Source organism: Thiocystis violacea, assembly GCF_016583575.1.
Taxonomy (GTDB): Bacteria; Pseudomonadota; Gammaproteobacteria; order Chromatiales; family Chromatiaceae; genus Thiocystis; species Thiocystis violacea.
The window spans coordinates 32,570-48,684 of sequence record NZ_NRRG01000023.1; the positions used below are offsets into that span (position 1 = coordinate 32,570).

The 16,115-nt window shown below is 66.0% G+C and carries 13 protein-coding genes; 9 read left to right on the top strand and 4 right to left on the bottom strand.

The window, feature by feature from the left end; translation table 11 throughout:
- The first annotated feature begins 150 nt into the window (after positions 1–150).
- A complete protein-coding gene (locus tag CKO27_RS12390) occupies positions 151–1,635 on the top strand; it encodes an FAD-linked oxidase C-terminal domain-containing protein (protein WP_200375209.1) in 1,485 nt (494 codons plus the stop codon).
- On the opposite strand, the gene CKO27_RS12395 is transcribed toward CKO27_RS12390, so the two are convergent.
- On the bottom strand, positions 1,553–3,175 hold the full coding sequence (locus CKO27_RS12395; RefSeq protein ID WP_200375210.1) for a response regulator transcription factor: 1,623 nt from the start codon (positions 3,173–3,175) through the stop codon (positions 1,553–1,555). The genes CKO27_RS12390 and CKO27_RS12395 overlap by 83 nt on opposite strands.
- 137 nt (positions 3,176–3,312) lie before the next feature.
- Here CKO27_RS12395 and CKO27_RS12400 point away from each other — a divergent pair, with 137 nt between their 5' ends.
- The gene (locus CKO27_RS12400) at positions 3,313–4,947 is read left to right on the top strand and encodes an MBL fold metallo-hydrolase (RefSeq protein WP_200375211.1); all 1,635 of its coding nucleotides are present in this window, start codon (positions 3,313–3,315) and stop codon (positions 4,945–4,947) included.
- A 10-nt stretch (positions 4,948–4,957) separates the two neighbouring features.
- Here CKO27_RS12400 and CKO27_RS12405 read toward each other — a convergent pair whose 3' ends face one another.
- From CKO27_RS12405 to CKO27_RS12415, 3 genes are all read right to left on the bottom strand, one after another.
- A complete protein-coding gene (locus CKO27_RS12405) occupies positions 4,958–5,734 on the bottom strand; it encodes a hypothetical protein (RefSeq protein WP_200375212.1) in 777 nt (258 codons plus the stop codon).
- Between the two features lie 66 nt (positions 5,735–5,800).
- Positions 5,801–6,226, bottom strand: coding sequence for a DUF350 domain-containing protein (locus CKO27_RS12410; protein ID WP_200375213.1), 426 nt, complete (start codon positions 6,224–6,226; stop codon positions 5,801–5,803).
- A gap of 51 nt (positions 6,227–6,277) precedes the next feature.
- Positions 6,278–7,801, bottom strand: a complete 1,524-nt coding sequence (locus CKO27_RS12415; RefSeq protein ID WP_200375214.1) for a DUF2491 family protein — start codon at positions 7,799–7,801, stop codon at positions 6,278–6,280.
- Between the two features lie 127 nt (positions 7,802–7,928).
- On the opposite strand from CKO27_RS12415, the gene ruvB reads away from it, so the two are divergent.
- From ruvB to CKO27_RS12450, 7 genes are all read left to right on the top strand, one after another.
- Positions 7,929–9,014, top strand: a complete 1,086-nt coding sequence (ruvB, locus tag CKO27_RS12420) for a Holliday junction branch migration DNA helicase RuvB (protein ID WP_242470884.1) — start codon at positions 7,929–7,931, stop codon at positions 9,012–9,014.
- A 168-nt stretch (positions 9,015–9,182) separates the two neighbouring features.
- Positions 9,183–9,713, top strand: coding sequence for a VanZ family protein (locus CKO27_RS12425; protein WP_200375215.1), 531 nt, complete (start codon positions 9,183–9,185; stop codon positions 9,711–9,713).
- Positions 9,714–9,840: 127 nt separating this feature from the next.
- Positions 9,841–10,806 (top strand): GDP-L-fucose synthase, encoded by a 966-nt coding sequence (fcl, locus tag CKO27_RS12430; protein WP_200375216.1) that lies wholly within the window; start codon positions 9,841–9,843, stop codon positions 10,804–10,806.
- A gap of 221 nt (positions 10,807–11,027) precedes the next feature.
- Positions 11,028–11,750 carry a bifunctional 2-polyprenyl-6-hydroxyphenol methylase/3-demethylubiquinol 3-O-methyltransferase UbiG gene (gene ubiG, locus CKO27_RS12435; RefSeq protein WP_200375217.1) on the top strand — a complete coding sequence of 241 codons (723 nt, stop codon included), beginning with the start codon at positions 11,028–11,030 and terminating at the stop codon, positions 11,748–11,750.
- Positions 11,743–12,426: an HAD family hydrolase gene (locus CKO27_RS12440; protein ID WP_200375218.1), complete on the top strand. Its 684-nt coding sequence runs from the start codon at positions 11,743–11,745 to the stop codon at positions 12,424–12,426. Before ubiG ends, CKO27_RS12440 begins: the two co-directional genes overlap by 8 nt.
- A 317-nt stretch (positions 12,427–12,743) precedes the next feature.
- Positions 12,744–13,511 (top strand): SDR family NAD(P)-dependent oxidoreductase, encoded by a 768-nt coding sequence (locus CKO27_RS12445; RefSeq protein ID WP_200375219.1) that lies wholly within the window; start codon positions 12,744–12,746, stop codon positions 13,509–13,511.
- A 379-nt stretch (positions 13,512–13,890) separates the two neighbouring features.
- Positions 13,891–15,999, top strand: a complete 2,109-nt coding sequence (locus CKO27_RS12450) for a polysaccharide deacetylase family protein (RefSeq protein ID WP_200375220.1) — start codon at positions 13,891–13,893, stop codon at positions 15,997–15,999.
- Positions 16,000–16,115 lie beyond the last annotated feature (116 nt).

Genomic DNA, 16,115 nt, shown 5'->3' on the forward strand with positions numbered 1-16,115 from the left:
TCCAGGGCGAACGCAGGCGCGGAACGGGCCGGGCGGGCGTCCGTATCCGACAGGGTTTTCGACGGCGCGCGCGATTGGGTCTTTACTGGATCTCCCGGTGCCCATAGGCTCGGGCCATTCTTGCGAATATCCCCTGGGTGGACTCCATCTATGAGCCTGATTCAACCCTCTCGAATCGCCTTCGACGATCCGGATCTGACCGCGACCCGAGCCGCGCTGGTGGCCGAGCTCCGGGACTTTCTGCCGGAGGACTGCGTGCTGGAGCGCCAGGAGGAGGTACGTCCCTACGAATGCGATGGTCTGTCCGCCTATCGACAGTTGCCGTTGCTGGTGGTGCTGCCGCGCACGGTCGAGGAGGTCCAGCGGATCCTGAAACTCTGTCACGCACGACGCCTGCCCGTGGTGGCGCGCGGCGCCGGCACCGGGCTCTCGGGCGGCGCCCTGCCCCTCGCCGATGGGCTGCTGCTCAGTCTGGCGCGCTTCAATCGCATCCTGGAGCTGGATCCGGTCGGGCGCACGGCGCGCGTCCAGCCGGGGGTGCGCAATCTGGCCATCAGCGAGGCGGCGCTCGGCCACGGGCTCTACTATGCCCCGGATCCCTCCAGCCAGATCGCCTGCACCATCGGCGGCAACGTGGCCGAGAACTCGGGCGGGGTGCACTGCCTCAAGTACGGGCTCACGGTGCACAACGTCCTTTCGGTCACCTTCGTGACCATGGAGGGCGAACTCATCAAGCTGGGCTCGACGGCGCTCGACACGCCGGGCTATGACCTGCTGGCGCTGATCATCGGATCCGAGGGTATGCTGGGCGTGACGGTCGAGGTCGAGGTCCGGCTGCTTCCGGTTCCGGAGCGGGCGCAGGCCCTGCTCGCGGCCTTCGATGATGTCGAGAAGGCCGGTCAGGCGGTCGGCGACATCATCGCGGCCGGGATCATCCCGGCCGGCCTGGAGATGATGGACGGCCCGGCGATCCAGGCGGCGGAGGCGTTCGTCCATGCCGGCTATCCGACCGACGCGGCGGCGATCCTGCTCTGCGAGCTGGACGGCACCAACCGGGAGGTCTCCGAGCAGGTGATGCGGGTCCGCGATCTGCTGCTAGCGAGCGGCGCGACCGAGGTGCGTACCTCCACGGACGATGCGGAGCGGCTGCGTTTCTGGAAGGGTCGCAAGGCGGCCTTTCCCGCCGTGGGCCGGATCTCGCCTGACTATTACTGCATGGACGGCACCATTCCCCGTCGCGCCCTTCCCGAGGTGCTGCGCCGCACGGCCGAACTGTCCGAGGAATACGGTCTGCGGGTAGCCAACGTCTTTCACGCCGGCGACGGCAACATGCATCCCCTGATCCTGTTCGACGCCAACCAGCCGGGCGAGCTGGAACGCACCGAGGAACTGGGCGGACGCATCCTGGAGCTGTGCGTCGAGGTCGGCGGCACCATCACCGGCGAGCATGGCGTGGGCATCGAGAAGATCAACCAGATGTGCGTCCAGTTCACCCCCGAGGAACTGTGCCAGTTCCACGCCGTGAAGGAAGCCTTCGACCCGCTCGCCCTGCTCAACCCCGGCAAGGGCGTGCCGACCCCGAGACGCTGTTCGGAGTATCGGCAGTTGCCGACACCGGGTTGTTCACACGACTGAACGCGGGCGTCGAGCACCGTCGCGCTTCGGTCGCGGAGCCGGTTACCACGCTGGGATCGACGCCGGTCATCCGGCGATCCGCCATGAGGCCGTTTGCCCGTGCGGCCTCAGGTCTGAGGCTATCCATGACCCGCACCAGATCGGCCAGGGTCTCGACCTGCATCTTGCGCATGACCTGCTGGCGATGGCGCTTGACCGTGCGCAGCGAGATCTCGAGCGCCTCGGCGACTTCCTGATTGCGCTGTCCGAGAGCCACACGGTGCGCGATCTCGCGCTCGCGCCCCGTCAGTGACTGGAAGCGCGTTCCGAGTTCTTCCTGCTGCAAGCACTGACGCCGACGCTCGGCGCTGACGGCCAGTGCCTTGGACACCGCCGCCTGGAGTGACGCGCTGTCCAGCGGCTTGACGAGCACATCCAGTGCCCCGGCACGCAAGGCGCTCAGTGCCAGCGGCATGTCTTCGATCCTGCCTGTCAGCAGCAGAGGCACCGCCGTCGGTCCCACCACCAGGCACGGTTCTGGCTCCAGACCGTCCGATGTGATAGCACGGACATCGCAGATGACACAGGATGGTCCGGGGAAGCGCGGCCGGTTTGCCACCAGTTTTTCCAGATAGGCGCGCGTCGACCCGTGGCTATCGCAGGCATAGCCGGCGTCGGTGAAGAGCGCGCGCAGTCGCTCAGCTACCGCGTCATCCTCGTCGATGACGACGATGCAACCGCGAGCATGGCGCTCGGCCAAGCGCTGATCCTCAACCGTCACCGTGCGCCGGATCGGGGCCACCCGGATCGTCTCGACCACACGTCCCTCGGTCGCCTGGTGCAGCGGTCGCGAAAACGCGATGCCTCCTCCCAAATAGCCGGCCTCCAGGATCGGCTTCGGATCGAGATCCGATTTCACCACGATCCCCCGCGAGATGCCGAGCCAGAGCCAACCCAGATTGCTGAGAATGATGCCCAGCACCGAGGTCAGGGCGAAGATGAGCGCGTCGTAACCCTGGGTCAGCAGATGCGTATCGAAGGTGCCCAGTCCGATGTGAATCAGTCGGATCCCATACATGACCGCCATCGCCCCGAAGGCGACCGAGATCCAGCGCGCGCTCCGCCGACCCTCCTGAAGTCCCAGCCGCCAGGCCCACCAGGCGATCCGGGCGTTCATGACCAGCACGACGCCGAGCAGCATCGCAAAGGTCGCCGCCGCGCTGAATTCCAGACGCAGGATCGCATACAGCGCCAGATAGGCCAGCACCAGCACGACGAGCCGATGCCGGGGCTCAGGTGCCTTCAGTTCGAGACGGATGGCCTGGAGCTTGAGCACCAGCATCGCAAAGGCGAGCAGAGCCGCCAGTGTATGGCCGAACAGATCCGGAACCCAGTCGCGCAAGGCTAGCAAGAAACTGGAACCCGCCGCCGCGAGTCCACCACCGCACCACAGATGGAGCGATGGACGACGCTGACGAAACAGCACGGCCCACAGCGCCAGCGCAACGACCAGACTGAGCAGACCGAGGAAGAGAAAACCGGTACGGGCGTCGAAGATCATCGAAACATGCCTGAATTCGCCTTTTGGCCCTTTGGTGCAATCGACAGGACGCCGCGTCCGTCTAGTCTGGACAGGGCCTCGACCGACGCGAGGCGCCAGCCACGACAACAACGTATCCGAGGAATAGGAACGGCATCATGAACGACCACGACAACACCGATTCCAGCACCAATATCAGTCGCCGCGAAGCCCTCAAGCTCTCCGGCCTGACGCTCGGCGGACTCGCCTGCGGCGGCAGTCTGTTCGATCTCGTCACCCGCGCCGCACAGGCGGCGGACACCTGTGAGTCCGACTGCACCTGCGCCGAGGGGCCGAGTTGCCGTTGGGACAGCGAGGCCCGAGCTCAGAACTACACCTATTTCAACCGTTTGCCCCCTTTCTCACCCTTCAGCCGCGAGACTTCAACCACCATTCCACGGCTGGGCAAGGACGAGATGCGGATCACCTTCATGGGTTCGGCGGTCCCGCCGCGCACGCTCGCCCAACGCATGATGAGCATCTTCGTCGAAATCGGCTGGGACGAGGCGACCCAGATGCCGCGCGACCAGTTCGTCTTCGACTGCGGTTCCGGCGTCTGCGCCAACTATGGCGCCATGAACGTCGGCTACGGGCGGATGACCAAGATCTTCCTGACCCATTTGCACGGCGACCACATGAGCGATCTGGTCCACATCTACTGCTTCGGTCCTTCGGGCGACCGCAAATCGCCGCAGTTCGTTTGGGGTCCGGGTCCATCGGGCCTGCGCAATCCCGACTACGATCCCGCAGACGAGACACGCGGTCCCGAGTTTTACGACGATGGCAATCGGGCATTCTGCGCGCATCTGCGCGAGGCCTGTCGCTGGCATTCCGAGAGCTTCAGCTTCCAGACCACCAGCTACAAGCTCTACGAGCCACCGACCCAGGCCGACTGGGGACTCCCCCACGAACCCGTCCCGGTCGGTACAGATTCACCCAGAGACGCCTACGCCCTGATCCCGATCGAACTCGACTTGACCTTGCCGGCCGAGCAGCGTGTCGCCTACGATAATCCGACGACCGGCGTGCGGATCACTTACTTCCCGGTCATCCACGACCGTCTTGGCTCCATCGGCTACAAGCTCGAATGGAACGGCCTGAGCCTGATCTTCACCGGCGACACCAAGCCGGAAACCAAATCCCTGGAACAAGCCCGCAACGGCGGTGATGGCATCGACGTCTTCATCCACGAGATGGCCGTGCCCGCCGAGATCTGGGCCATGAAATCACTGCGCCTGAACGACCCGGACCAGGTTCCTGACGCCGCCGTCCAGCAATCGCAGATGGTCCAGAACAGCTCGCACTCGCCGCAGGGCGCCTTCGGCTACATACTGAATCAGATCCACCCGCGCCCGCGTCTCACCGTCGCGACCCACTTCCCGACCGCCGACGATACCGTCGCTTGCGCCATGCGTAGCCTGCGGGAGCACGGCCCGGTCTACATGGGCAACAACGCCAACCACACTGCGGACGCGGCGCGGGTCACCTGGTCGTTCGACCGTATGGTGATCACCGTCTCCAAGGATCGCATCCTCGAACAGCGCGGTATGGTCGAGGAGTTCGGCTTCCAGGCCACCTACCAGCCTCCGCCCGGAACCTACAACCAGCCGGATGGATTCGACACACCCAAATACCACTACGCGGGCCAGACCGGGGGGGCGGCTGGGGATCCCTACGCTCAGATCGACACCGCAACCGCCATCTGCCCCTGCGGCCCCGATGGCGAGTGCAACTTCCGCGAAGACGGCTACTGATTCCGCTGCATCAGCTCCCGGTACGCGACTTCAGCCGCGCCAGACGCTCACTGGCCGACTGCGGGACCGGCCCCTTGCCGCTGGCGGCGGCTAGGGCTGCGGCGATGTTGGGATCGTCCTGCTCCGGGCGGGTGGGCGCGAGCAGCTTGGCTTTCAGACTCGCCGCTTCAGCCTGGGCCAGATCGCGCGCGGCGGCCTCGTTCATCGCCTTGAGCGCTACGTTCAGACTGTTGGTGGTGCCGCTGAGACCAGCCGCGCGGCGCGCGACTTCGGCCTGACGCTCGGCCTGCTCGCGCTGTTGCTCGGCACGCTTCATGTCGCGCTCGGCGCGCTCCAACTGACGGCGCGCCTCCTTGAGCTTGGCGCCCGCATCGGCATAGGTCTGTTCCAGCATCGCCAGAAACTCCTGGGCATCGCGCGCCTCGCTCGCTTCGCGTTCCACATCGGGCGCCATCTGTTCGAGCATGTCGAGCAGGGTATGCAGACTCCGTTCGAGCGTCGCCCGACGAGTCGGATCGACTTCAGTCGTGAGCTGACCTTGCAGCATCTCGGCGGCGGCCACACGCTGATTGAGCAGGATCTGGATGGCGTCGGCCTCCTGTTTCTCGCGCTCATAGGCCGCGCGAGCCTGGGCGACCTCCAGGCCCAGGTCGTCGAGATGTTCTTCCATGGCGCGCAGTTCGGCTTCGGTCGCGCCCTTGGGATCCCAGCGAACCAGGGCCTCGATGCCGCTCTGGACGGCCTGATCGGCTTTGACTCCAGCGAAATGACGAATGAAATTGAACATGGAAGATCGCTCCTGATGGTTCGGATAAGGATGTTCGAGTGTGGAAATACGGTGGTTAGGACTGGCTCAACCGGCCATGGCTCCCGCGTTCAGGAGTGCAACCGCCACCTGCACCCCGACCAGTAGCGCGGCGACGGCGACGTTGCCCGATTCGATGGCTGCGCGCAGATCGCGAAACAGCAGCACGAAGACCCCGAAGGTCAGCAACTGGATCAGCACCGCCACGCTGCCCCACAGCAGGATGTCGAGCCAGACACCGCTGGTGGCCAGGGTCGCGGCCAGCGGGATGGCCAGCGCCACCCAGGCACCGCCGAGCGTCAGCCCGGCGGCCGCGTTGCCCTGCCGGATCAGGGCGCGCTCGTGAAAGGGCGTGATGAGGGCATAGCCGCCCACACCCACCACCAGCAGCGCCAGCGTGGTGAGAAATTGCAGCAACAGGATCGGCAGTCCGCTGTTGAGCGTCTGCCACAGGATATCGAGCGTCTCGGTCACGGTAGGGACTCCAGGAGGTTGCAGGCAAGCAGTTCGTTACGAGCGTGGCGGTCAGCTCAGGTTCAGGCCGGCGACGGGGATGTCAATGCCGACGTGCAGCGACACCCAGGCCCCCTCGCCCTGCTCGTTGGCGGCCACCAGCAGATATTCGGTGCCCGGCGCCGGCGGCTGGGCACCGGTGGCGCGCGCATAGAGCATCGCCTGTTGCCGGCTCGGCTCGACCGCCGCGCCGTCGGCGGTCTCCAGGGTCTCGCGGAGCGCATAGGGTTCGAGGCGTGCCTGACCGGGCGACCAGAGACGCGCATAGAGCCGGCCGTCCTGGGTCTGGAATTCCGGCCAGCCGATCAGTCCTTCGTCGCGATCGAGCCAGACGCCCCATTCGTCGGCGTCGGCCGGCTCGACCTCATCGCGCCGCGAGAAATAGCGACACTCGTCGGACCGTCCGTGCGCATCCAGATGCACCTGGAAGAAGGCGTCGCCACCCGAGACATAGAGCCGATACCAGCGCACGTCCGGCCCCTGGACCTCGCCCAGACGCTCGACCGAGACCAGACCGCTGCCGGTCGCGACCCGAGGCGCCTGGAGCTTGGTCGAGGACTCGGCCAGGATGAACAGCGAGGGATCGACCGGCAGGGTCATGCCGACGCGGAACCAGTCGGGACGATAGGCCGCTCGCGCGCCCGCGCGCCCGGTGGATTTCACCGCAGACCGGCGCCGGTCGACATCGCCGAAAAATCGCCGCCAGAGCACGATGACGAGCACGGCGCCGACGAGCAGTAGGAACAGTGCCGTCAGCAGCGCCCCGAAGGGAAAGCCGGTCGCTTTGGACTCGACGCTCGGTGCCGGATAATTCGGGTCGCGCGGTCCCGACATCGACGCCAGTCGGGTGTCGAGTTCGGTCAACTGACGAGCCAGCGCCGGATCCTCGCGCGCCTGCTCCTCGGCCTCGGCGCGCCACTGACGATAGCCGGGATCCTCGGCGTGATGGTAGAAGAACTCGGCATGTCCGGGCCGCGACAGGGTTTCGAGCAGCCCCCAGAGCAGCACGGCGCTCCAGGGGCCGAAGCTGGGTGAGGAGTTCGCCAACCGGCTTGCCGGAACCGGATAGCGTGCTCCTGGAACGTAAGAGGCACCGCGAGTCCCCCCATAGCCACTCAGGATCGAATCATAGGTCGAGGGACGGCGCGGCACGCTCGGGGCCTTGGAGGTCGAGGGACGACTCCAGAGCGGTTCGGTCGCCGGCGCCTCGGGTTCGCGCTGACGGCGGAAGTCGTCGAGCGCGCGTTGGGAACCCTGACGCGAGAGCACCTGATCACTGGCGCTACCGCGCGTGACCGGGCTGGTGGTGATCGACGAAGACGCGCTGCGCGGCCGACTGTAGCCGCCGCTGACCGACGGGGTACGCGTGGCGCGGCTCGGGCGTGTCGATGGCGTACGCTGGCTCAGACTCGATGACGGACGCGAATAGCCGCCGCTGGAGCGGCTCTTCCTGGCCCAGGCGTCGAGCGGGTTCAGCAACCCGATGGTCAGACTCAGGATGAGCGTCAGGACGAGCGTCGGAGTCAGGCGTGGCATCGTCATCTAGCCCTGGAGTGCGCACTTGGCGATTCGAGTGCAGACATCATGAGCGCATCCCGTTAAGCTGACTACACATCCGTGAACCCAGCTCATACTCGTCCATCATCCGTTCGATGCAACCTCCATGAACGACCCCGACCGACTCATCACCGCCGAGGCCGCCAGCGACGACAAGGCGATCGACCGCGCCATCCGTCCGCGTACGCTGGCGGACTACGTGGGCCAACCGGCGGTGCGCGAACAGATGGAGATTTTCATCGGCGCGGCGCGCGGGCGGCGCGAGACGCTGGATCATGTCCTGATCTTCGGCCCGCCAGGGCTCGGCAAGACCACGCTCTCGCACATCATCGCCCATGAGATGCAGGTCAATCTGCGTCAGACCTCGGGGCCGGTGCTGGAGAAGCCGGGCGATCTGGCCGCCCTGCTGACCAATCTGGATCCGGGCGACGTGCTCTTCGTCGACGAGATCCACCGCTTGAGCCCGGTGGTGGAGGAGATCCTCTACCCCGCCATGGAGGACTATCAGCTCGACATCATGATCGGCGATGGTCCGGCCGCCCGTTCCATCAAGCTCGACCTGCCGCCCTTCACCCTGGTCGGAGCCACCACCCGCGCCGGCTTGCTGACCTCGCCGCTACGCGACCGCTTCGGCATCGTCCAACGTCTGGAGTACTACTCGGCGGAAGACCTGACGACCATCGTCAAACGCTCGGCCGAGATCCTCGCCATCGAGACCGATCCCAGCGGCGCGGCCGAGATCGCGCGCCGTTCGCGCGGCACGCCCCGCATCGCCAATCGGCTGTTGCGCCGGGTGCGGGATTACGCCCAGGTACGGGCCGACGGACGCATCACGGCCGAGGTCGCGGACCTGGCGCTGGCGATGCTCAAGGTCGATGCCCTGGGCTTCGATCACATGGACCGGCGGCTGCTGGCGGCGGTGATCGAGAAGTTCGACGGCGGCCCGGTCGGCGTCGAGAGCCTGGCCGCCGCGATCGGCGAGGAACGCGGAACCATCGAGGATGTGCTGGAACCATTCCTGATTCAGCAGGGCTTTCTGATGCGCACCCCACGCGGTCGCATGGCCACCCAAACGGCCTACCGGCACTTCGGACTCAGCGGCGTCAAGACCCCGCCCCCGGATCCCACGCCGGATCTCTTCGAGTCCGTGGGAGCGGCTTGCAGCCGCGAGGAACTCCGCACCGGCGCTTGAGCCGGCCGACGCGTCGCGGCTGGAAGCCGCTCCCACGGGGGAGTCCCTATCCCCCGCCCCGGGGACGTGTAAAATACCGACCATGCCAAGTCCCTAGAGGACGGCCCCCCGGCCCCAGGATTCGAAGCGCCGGGGCGAATAGCGAGCGGTCAAAACCAAGGATTCACGATGCGCCACGCCGGACAGCCGATCTCCGCCGGAACCCAGGGGCGAACCCCATCCGCTCGGATGCGCCCCGCCCGCCCCGGCGGGCATCGGTCCCGACCCGGCACGGGGACACCCAGGATCCCGGAGCCACCCGCGATCAGCAAGATTCCGTCGCTTGCCTGGCTTCACTGGACAGTCTTCGCCATCAGCCTGCTGATCTGCGCCTATTGTCTCTTCCGTCCGAGCGCGCTGACCGTCCCCTTCGCGTACAGCGACAAACTCGCCCACCTCGCCGGCTTCTTCACACTGGTTCTGTTCGCCGGTCTGGCGACCGGTCGGCGGGGCATCGGTTTCGCCATCCTGATGGCCACCCTGCTCGCCCTGGCCATCGGCTCGGAGTGGATCCAGGGCACGCGGTTCCTGCCGCTGAGACAGGGTGACGCCTGGGATCTGACGGCCAATCTGGTCGGAGCCTGGCTCGGGCTGATTACGCTCCGGGTCACGACCACCCGGCAAGCCGCCCAACCGGCGCCAACGCCAACGATCGGATGAACCCCATGAGCGCCACCCAAGGTCGGCCTTGCGCGCGCACCATCCGCCACCGGCCGCGGCTCCACGGCCGCCGCGCGCCGCTGTTCTCTCGACTCCCGATCCCCGTTTATCACGGTCCCCAAAGCCTATGAACCCGATTTATATCGCCGGCCATCGCGGCATGGTCGGCGCCGCCATCGTTCGACAGCTCCAGAAGGCCGGCGAGCCAGACCTACGGCTCCGCTCCCACGCCGAACTGGACTTGACCAATCAGTTCGCCGTCGATCATTTCTTCGCGACCGAGCGACCCGCCTGCGTCTATCTGGCCGCCGCCAAGGTCGGAGGCATCTGGGCCAACAACGCCTATCCGGCGGATTTCATCTACCAGAACCTCATGATCGAGGCCAACCTCATCCACGCCGCCTATCGCCATGGCGTCAAGCGACTGCTCCTGCTCGGCAGCTCCTGCATCTACCCGCGCCTGGCCGAGCAGCCGATGCGCGAGGAGGCCCTGCTCACCGGAACCCTGGAGCCGACCAACGAGCCCTACGCCATCGCCAAGATCGCCGGGATCAAGCTCTGCGAGTCCTACAATCGCCAATATGGAACGGACTTCCGCAGTGTCATGCCCACCAATCTCTACGGACCCGGCGACAATTTCGACCTGGAGCAGAGTCACGTCATTCCGGCGCTGATCCGCAAGCTGCATGAAGCCAAGCTTGAGCAGGCGCCATCCGTCGAGATCTGGGGCACCGGTCAGGCACGGCGTGAGTTCCTGCACGTCGACGACATGGCGCAGGCCTGCGTCCACGTCATGGGACTGGATCAGGAAACCTACCAGTCGCACACCCATCCCATGCTCTCCCACATCAACGTCGGCGTCGGCACGGATGTCAGCATCGGCGAACTGGCCGAACAGGTGAAGGCGATCGTCGGATTCAGCGGCGACCTCTGCTTCAATCCGGCCAAGCCGGATGGGACGCCACGCAAACTCCTGGACGTCTCGCGACTCGGGGATCTGGGATGGCGGGCCAGCATCGGTCTGCGCGAGGGTCTGGAACAAACCTATGCCTGGTTCCTCCAGAATCCGCGAACGATCAGAACCCGAGCCTGAAACAAGGCGACGCGGCCGCCGGACGGCTCGCTCCCGGTCGGTTCGACAGTCACGATTCGCCGGTTCCATCCCATCGCCCATCGATCCTCTCCGGTCCGCCTGGTCGCGGACAGGCCCCGATCCTCCGCCGGCTCGTTTAGAATCGCGCCATCCGCAACCATTACTCCGCAAGGGGCGCGTAGCGATCCCCCGCCCGCCCGTCAACCACCGGACCCCAGACCATGACCGAGACCATCCACAACGTCGATCGCGCCGAGATCAGTAAGTTCGAGGAACTCGCCTCCCGCTGGTGGGATCCGCACAGCGAGTTCAAGACCCTGCACGACATCAATCCGCTGCGCCTGGACTACATCGAACGCGGCGCGGGCGGACTCGCCGACAAGCGCATCCTGGATGTCGGCTGCGGCGGCGGCATCCTCTCCGAAAGCATGGCGCTGCGCGGCGCGCGGGTCATGGGCATCGACATGGGCGACATGCCACTGCGCGTCGCGGAGTTGCATACCCTGGAGACCGGGGTGGAGGTCGAGTACCGCCGGGTGCCGGTCGAGACCCTGGCGCTGGAGGAACCCGCCGGCTTCGATGTCGTGACCTGCATGGAGATGCTGGAGCATGTGCCCAATCCGGCCTCGGTGGTGGATGCTTGCTCACGGCTGGTGCGCCCCGGCGGTCTGGTGTTCTTCTCGACGCTGAACCGCAATCCCAAGGCGTATCTGCTCGCCGTGGTCGGCGCGGAATACATCATGGGCATGCTCCCGCGCGGCACCCATGACTACTCGCGCTTCATCCGCCCGTCCGAGTTGGATTCCTGGATCCGCCCGACGGATCTGCGCACCCTCGACATGGTCGGCATGACCTACAACCCGCTGACCCGCGTCTACCGGCTCGACCCTCATAACCTGGACGTCAACTATCTCGTGACCTGCAAGCGCGATACCCATGCCTGAACGCACGCCCCCACGCGACGCCGCCGTGCTCTTCGATCTGGACGGCACCTTCGCGGATACCGCGCCGGACATGGCCGCCGCGCTTCAAACCCTGCTGGCCATCCATGGCCGCCCCGCCCTGCCGTTCGATCGGGTGCGACCCCATGCCTCGCATGGCGCGCGCGGCATCCTCAAGGTCGGTTTCGGACTGGAGCCGGAGGATCCCGACTACGAGCCGCGGCGTCTGGAGTATCTGGACATCTACGCGGCGGCGCTGGTCGTGGATACGGCCCCCTTCCCCGGCATCCCCGAGCTGGTCGCGACGCTGGAGTCGCGCGGCATCCCCTGGGGCATCGTCACCAACAAACCGACCTATCTGACCGAGCCGTTGATGGAGCGGATCGGCTTCCTGGAACGCGCCGCCTGTCTGGTCTGCGGCGACACGGCGGCGCGTCCCAAGCCCCATCCCGACCCCATGTTCCACGCCTGCGATCGGCTCCGGGTGGATCCCGCCCGCTGCTGGTATCTCGGCGACGCCGAGCGCGATATCCGCGCCGGCCTGGCCGCCGGCATGGGCACGCTCGCCGCCCTCTTCGGCTATCTGGGACCGGACGACGACCCGGCCGGCTGGGGCGCGCATGGGATGATCGAGCATCCGCTCGATGTCCTCGACTGGCTGCCGGAAAGGGTCGGCTGATTCGGGCACCGACACCCGAGACATCGCCCACTGGTGGTGCTCCACTCGAGAGGATCCGCGCATGGAGCCCTCGGGTGATTTCCAGGAAATCCCGTGCCCGTGACTCGCTTGGTCATAGACAGGATTAACAGGATTTCGCAGGATTGACAGGATTTATAAAACGCTGTTTTTAATCCTGTAAATCTTGAAGAATCCTGTTAATCCTGTCCAATTCCGGAGCTTTCGGGCGGCTACGGAATTCCCGGAAATCGCCTAACCTCCCTGACAACTGACAACTGACAACTGACAACTGACAACTGACAACTGACAACCGACCTATGTCCATCGATCAAACACAGCCCCCCAGCAACCGACTCGCCAAGCGCGTCATCCTGGTCACCGGCGCCCTGGAAGGCATCGGCCGCGCGGTGGCCATCGCCTGCGCCGCCGAGGGGGCGACGGTCATCCTGTCCTCCTTCAAACAGGCCGACCTAGAGCCCGTCTATGACCAGATCCTCGCCGAGGGTCATCCCGAGCCGGCCATCCTGCCACTCAACCTGGAGACCGCGAGCGAACAGGATTGCCTCGCCGCCGCCAATAGCATCGGCGACACCTTCGGCCGGCTCGACGGACTCGCCCACTGCGCCGCCTCCGCGCCCTTTCTGAGTCGGATCGACGACTATGACGCGAGCGAATGGGAGCGCGTGATCCGCGTCAATCTGACCGCGCCCTTCCTGCTCACCCAAGCCTGTCTGCCCCTGCTGCGACTCTCGGAAGACGCCTCCATCCTCTTCACCTCCGACCGTGTCGGCCGCGCCGGCCTGGCCTATTGGGGCGCCTACGCGGCGGCCAAATTCGGGGTCGAGGGGCTGATGCAGGTCCTGTCCGACGAGACCCGCGCGGGTGGTCGGATCCGGGTCAACAGCCTGGATCCCGGCATCCTGCGCACCGCGCTGCGGGCCAGTCTCTATCCGGGCGAGGATCCCAACAGCCATCCGGCCCCCGAAAGCGTCACCGAGGCCTACATCCAGCTTCTGGGACCGGAGGGTCGCGGCCGAACCGGAGAGACCCTTCACGCCGAGACCTTCGGCCCGAAGCCGGCCTGAGGTCGGGACGCCTCAGAGCTTGTGAAAAAACCTTCGTAGGATGGGCAGAGCGGGAGCGATGCCCATCCTGTACGCTCCGAGGCTCAAGATAAAAGGATGGGCCGAGCGCCCCGAGGCCCATCGAACCGTGCCGATGTCATCCGGCACAATCCTGAATTCACAGTTTGAAAGATGGGCATCGCTCTCGCTCTGCCCATCCTACGGTCTGGGTGAGCCGCTGAGGGTGAGATGGAATGGCCCCATCGAAATGATCGCGAGCGCGTCAGCCAGGACGGATGAGATCCAGTCGAACCCGCCTGCGCCCAGCCCCTCAGGTCAAGGTCGTCCGGGACGAATCGCGCTAGGCTTTAGCCACCCCTCAACGAGACCATTCCCAATCATGACCAGCGTCTTTACCCGCTTCATCCGGATCGACCTTCCCGATCGACTCAGCGGCGAGTCGAACAACAAGAACCCGAGCTTCGGCATCGACCTCCTGGCCGACGGCCTCATCCCCTTCCCGCAGATCATACTGCGCCAGCAGGGTCGCGAGCACCTGATCAACGGCGAGCGGATCGCGCCCGTCGCGAGCGAGCCGGACGGAACCCAGCGCTACCGAGCCGAGATTCCGGCGGGACTTCTCGGTATGGGTCAGGTCCAGATTCAGATCGAGGGCTGCCGCTCGGCCGACTATCGACAGGCGGGCGGCGGCGATTGGGTCAAGACCTTCCGCACCATGGAACTGGAGCGCGCGCCCCGCCCGATCGTCGCGCGCGTCCAGGGCGGCGATGAGCCGAAACTCTATTTCGGCATCCACAAGCACATGCATCAGCCCTATTACGACGCGGTGGATCCGAACTATTGGGATGGCGAGAAGGACCAGATCTTCGGTTCGCGCGGCGGCCCCTATACCGATTTCGTGCCCACCGCGATCCGCCAGTACGCGGAGGCGGAACTGCCCCACGGCGGACTGACATGCAGTTGGAGCGGCTCGCTGATCGAGCAGCTTGAGCGCTGCGCCGAGCAGGGCCGCTGCGGCGGGCGCTTCGCTGACTGGACCCGCCAGTTGCGCGAGGTCGCCACCCTGACCACGACGCTCGGCAACCCGCGCCTGGACATCAGCGCCTTCGGCTTCCATCACCCGTTGATGCCGCTGATCCCGGCGCGCGACATCGTCCGCCAGATCCATAGGCATCGCGAGTTGATCCCCAGGGTCTTCGGTGTCCCGGCCTCCAACATCCTCTTCCCGCCCGAGACCGCCTTTCATCCGCGCCTCATCCCGGCGCTCAACCAGGCCGGCATCCAGGCGGTGATGTACGACTCCATCCACCGCTATCGCGCCTGCCGCGACTATCCCTACGGCGGTCCCACCGAGGGCATGCTCCCGCCCAATCCGGCCGATCAGGTCAACCCGCCGGTCCGCGACTGGCTGCGTCTGCGCAACGTCTGGACCGGCTCGGAGATCGCGCCCAGCCTGCTGCGCCCGGAATATCTGGCCTATACCGATCCGGACGGCGTGACGCACAAGATCATTGGGGTTCCAGCCGAGCGCTATATCGGCAACGAGGACGCGCGCGGCGGTTTCGGGGCGCTCCAGTATCCGGACGTGATGGGGCAGCTGTACCAGCACCTGCTCGACACCGACGGCTTCGATCCCAAACACCCGCCCTTCCTGCTGCTGCATTCGGACGGCGACAACCACGGCGGCGGGGCCGAGAGCTACTACGGCCACAACACCGCCCGTATGATCGAATGGCTCCAGGAGGATCCGCGCTTCGAGCTGATCGGCATCGCCGACTATCTGCAACGCTTCCCACCGGATCCCGACCAGGCCGTCCATCTGGAACCCGGCTCCTGGAGCGGCGCGGACAACGGCGATCCGCAGTTCATGAAATGGTTCGGCCGCTATCGCGAGCCCTATTCCCCGGATCTCAACTCCTGGGCCGTGCTCACGGCGCTGCAGAACGCTGTGCACTCGCTGGAGGACGCCGAGCCCACGCATCCGCTACTTGGTGAACTCACACGCCTGCTCTTGACCGCCGAGGCCAGCGACTACTGGTACTGGACCGGCCAGACGGTTTGGGACCAACAGGTCACCAACGCCGCCAATCGCGCCTGGTCGCTCGCCGGAGCGGATTTCGAGCGGCTCGCCGACCGCACCGGACCGACCATCTTCCCGCCCTGGGTCACGCCCGAGAATCCGGGCGGCAAGCAATGGGGTCAGGGATGTTTGATGGATGCCCCGCGCGAGGGTCGTGTACACACATTCGTCTTCGACCTCTCCAGTCTGGCGCGCGTGACCCTGCGTCTGCGTTCGGACCAGGGCGAGCAGGCCATCCCCATGACCGACCTCGGTCCCTACCCCTGCCAGACCGTCGCGCGCGCGACGGCGCATTATTACGTCGCCGATCTGCCGGTCGGACTGGGGGACATCCGCTATTTCATCGAAGCGGAGGACCAGCGGGGGAACCGCTCAAGCGGCGCGCTGGAGCGGATATTCCTGGCCTGAGGCGCGCCCAGCTCCAATCGATCGGATTCCGTGGGAGCGGCTTGCCGCCGCGAAGACCGCCGCGCCGGCGCTTGAGCCGAAACACCAACGTGCGTCGCGACTAGGTCGCGGCTAGA

Excerpts from the sequence above, each read along its gene's own strand:
- CKO27_RS12425 (WP_200375215.1), top strand. The coding sequence starts at position 9,183 with ATGCGCCACGCCGGACAGCCGATCTCCGCCGGAACCCAGGGGCGAACC.
- CKO27_RS12450 (WP_200375220.1), top strand. The coding sequence starts at position 13,891 with ATGACCAGCGTCTTTACCCGCTTCATCCGGATCGACCTTCCCGATCGA.
- CKO27_RS12440 (WP_200375218.1), top strand. The coding sequence starts at position 11,743 with ATGCCTGAACGCACGCCCCCACGCGACGCCGCCGTGCTCTTCGATCTG.
- CKO27_RS12395 (WP_200375210.1), bottom strand. The coding sequence starts at position 3,175 with ATGATCTTCGACGCCCGTACCGGTTTTCTCTTCCTCGGTCTGCTCAGT.
- CKO27_RS12405 (WP_200375212.1), bottom strand. The coding sequence starts at position 5,734 with ATGTTCAATTTCATTCGTCATTTCGCTGGAGTCAAAGCCGATCAGGCC.
- fcl (WP_200375216.1), top strand. The coding sequence starts at position 9,841 with ATGAACCCGATTTATATCGCCGGCCATCGCGGCATGGTCGGCGCCGCC.
- ubiG (WP_200375217.1), top strand. The coding sequence starts at position 11,028 with ATGACCGAGACCATCCACAACGTCGATCGCGCCGAGATCAGTAAGTTC.
- CKO27_RS12445 (WP_200375219.1), top strand. The coding sequence starts at position 12,744 with ATGTCCATCGATCAAACACAGCCCCCCAGCAACCGACTCGCCAAGCGC.
- CKO27_RS12400 (WP_200375211.1), top strand. The coding sequence starts at position 3,313 with ATGAACGACCACGACAACACCGATTCCAGCACCAATATCAGTCGCCGC.
- CKO27_RS12390 (WP_200375209.1), top strand. The coding sequence starts at position 151 with ATGAGCCTGATTCAACCCTCTCGAATCGCCTTCGACGATCCGGATCTG.
- CKO27_RS12415 (WP_200375214.1), bottom strand. The coding sequence starts at position 7,801 with ATGCCACGCCTGACTCCGACGCTCGTCCTGACGCTCATCCTGAGTCTG.
- ruvB (WP_242470884.1), top strand. The coding sequence starts at position 7,929 with ATGAACGACCCCGACCGACTCATCACCGCCGAGGCCGCCAGCGACGAC.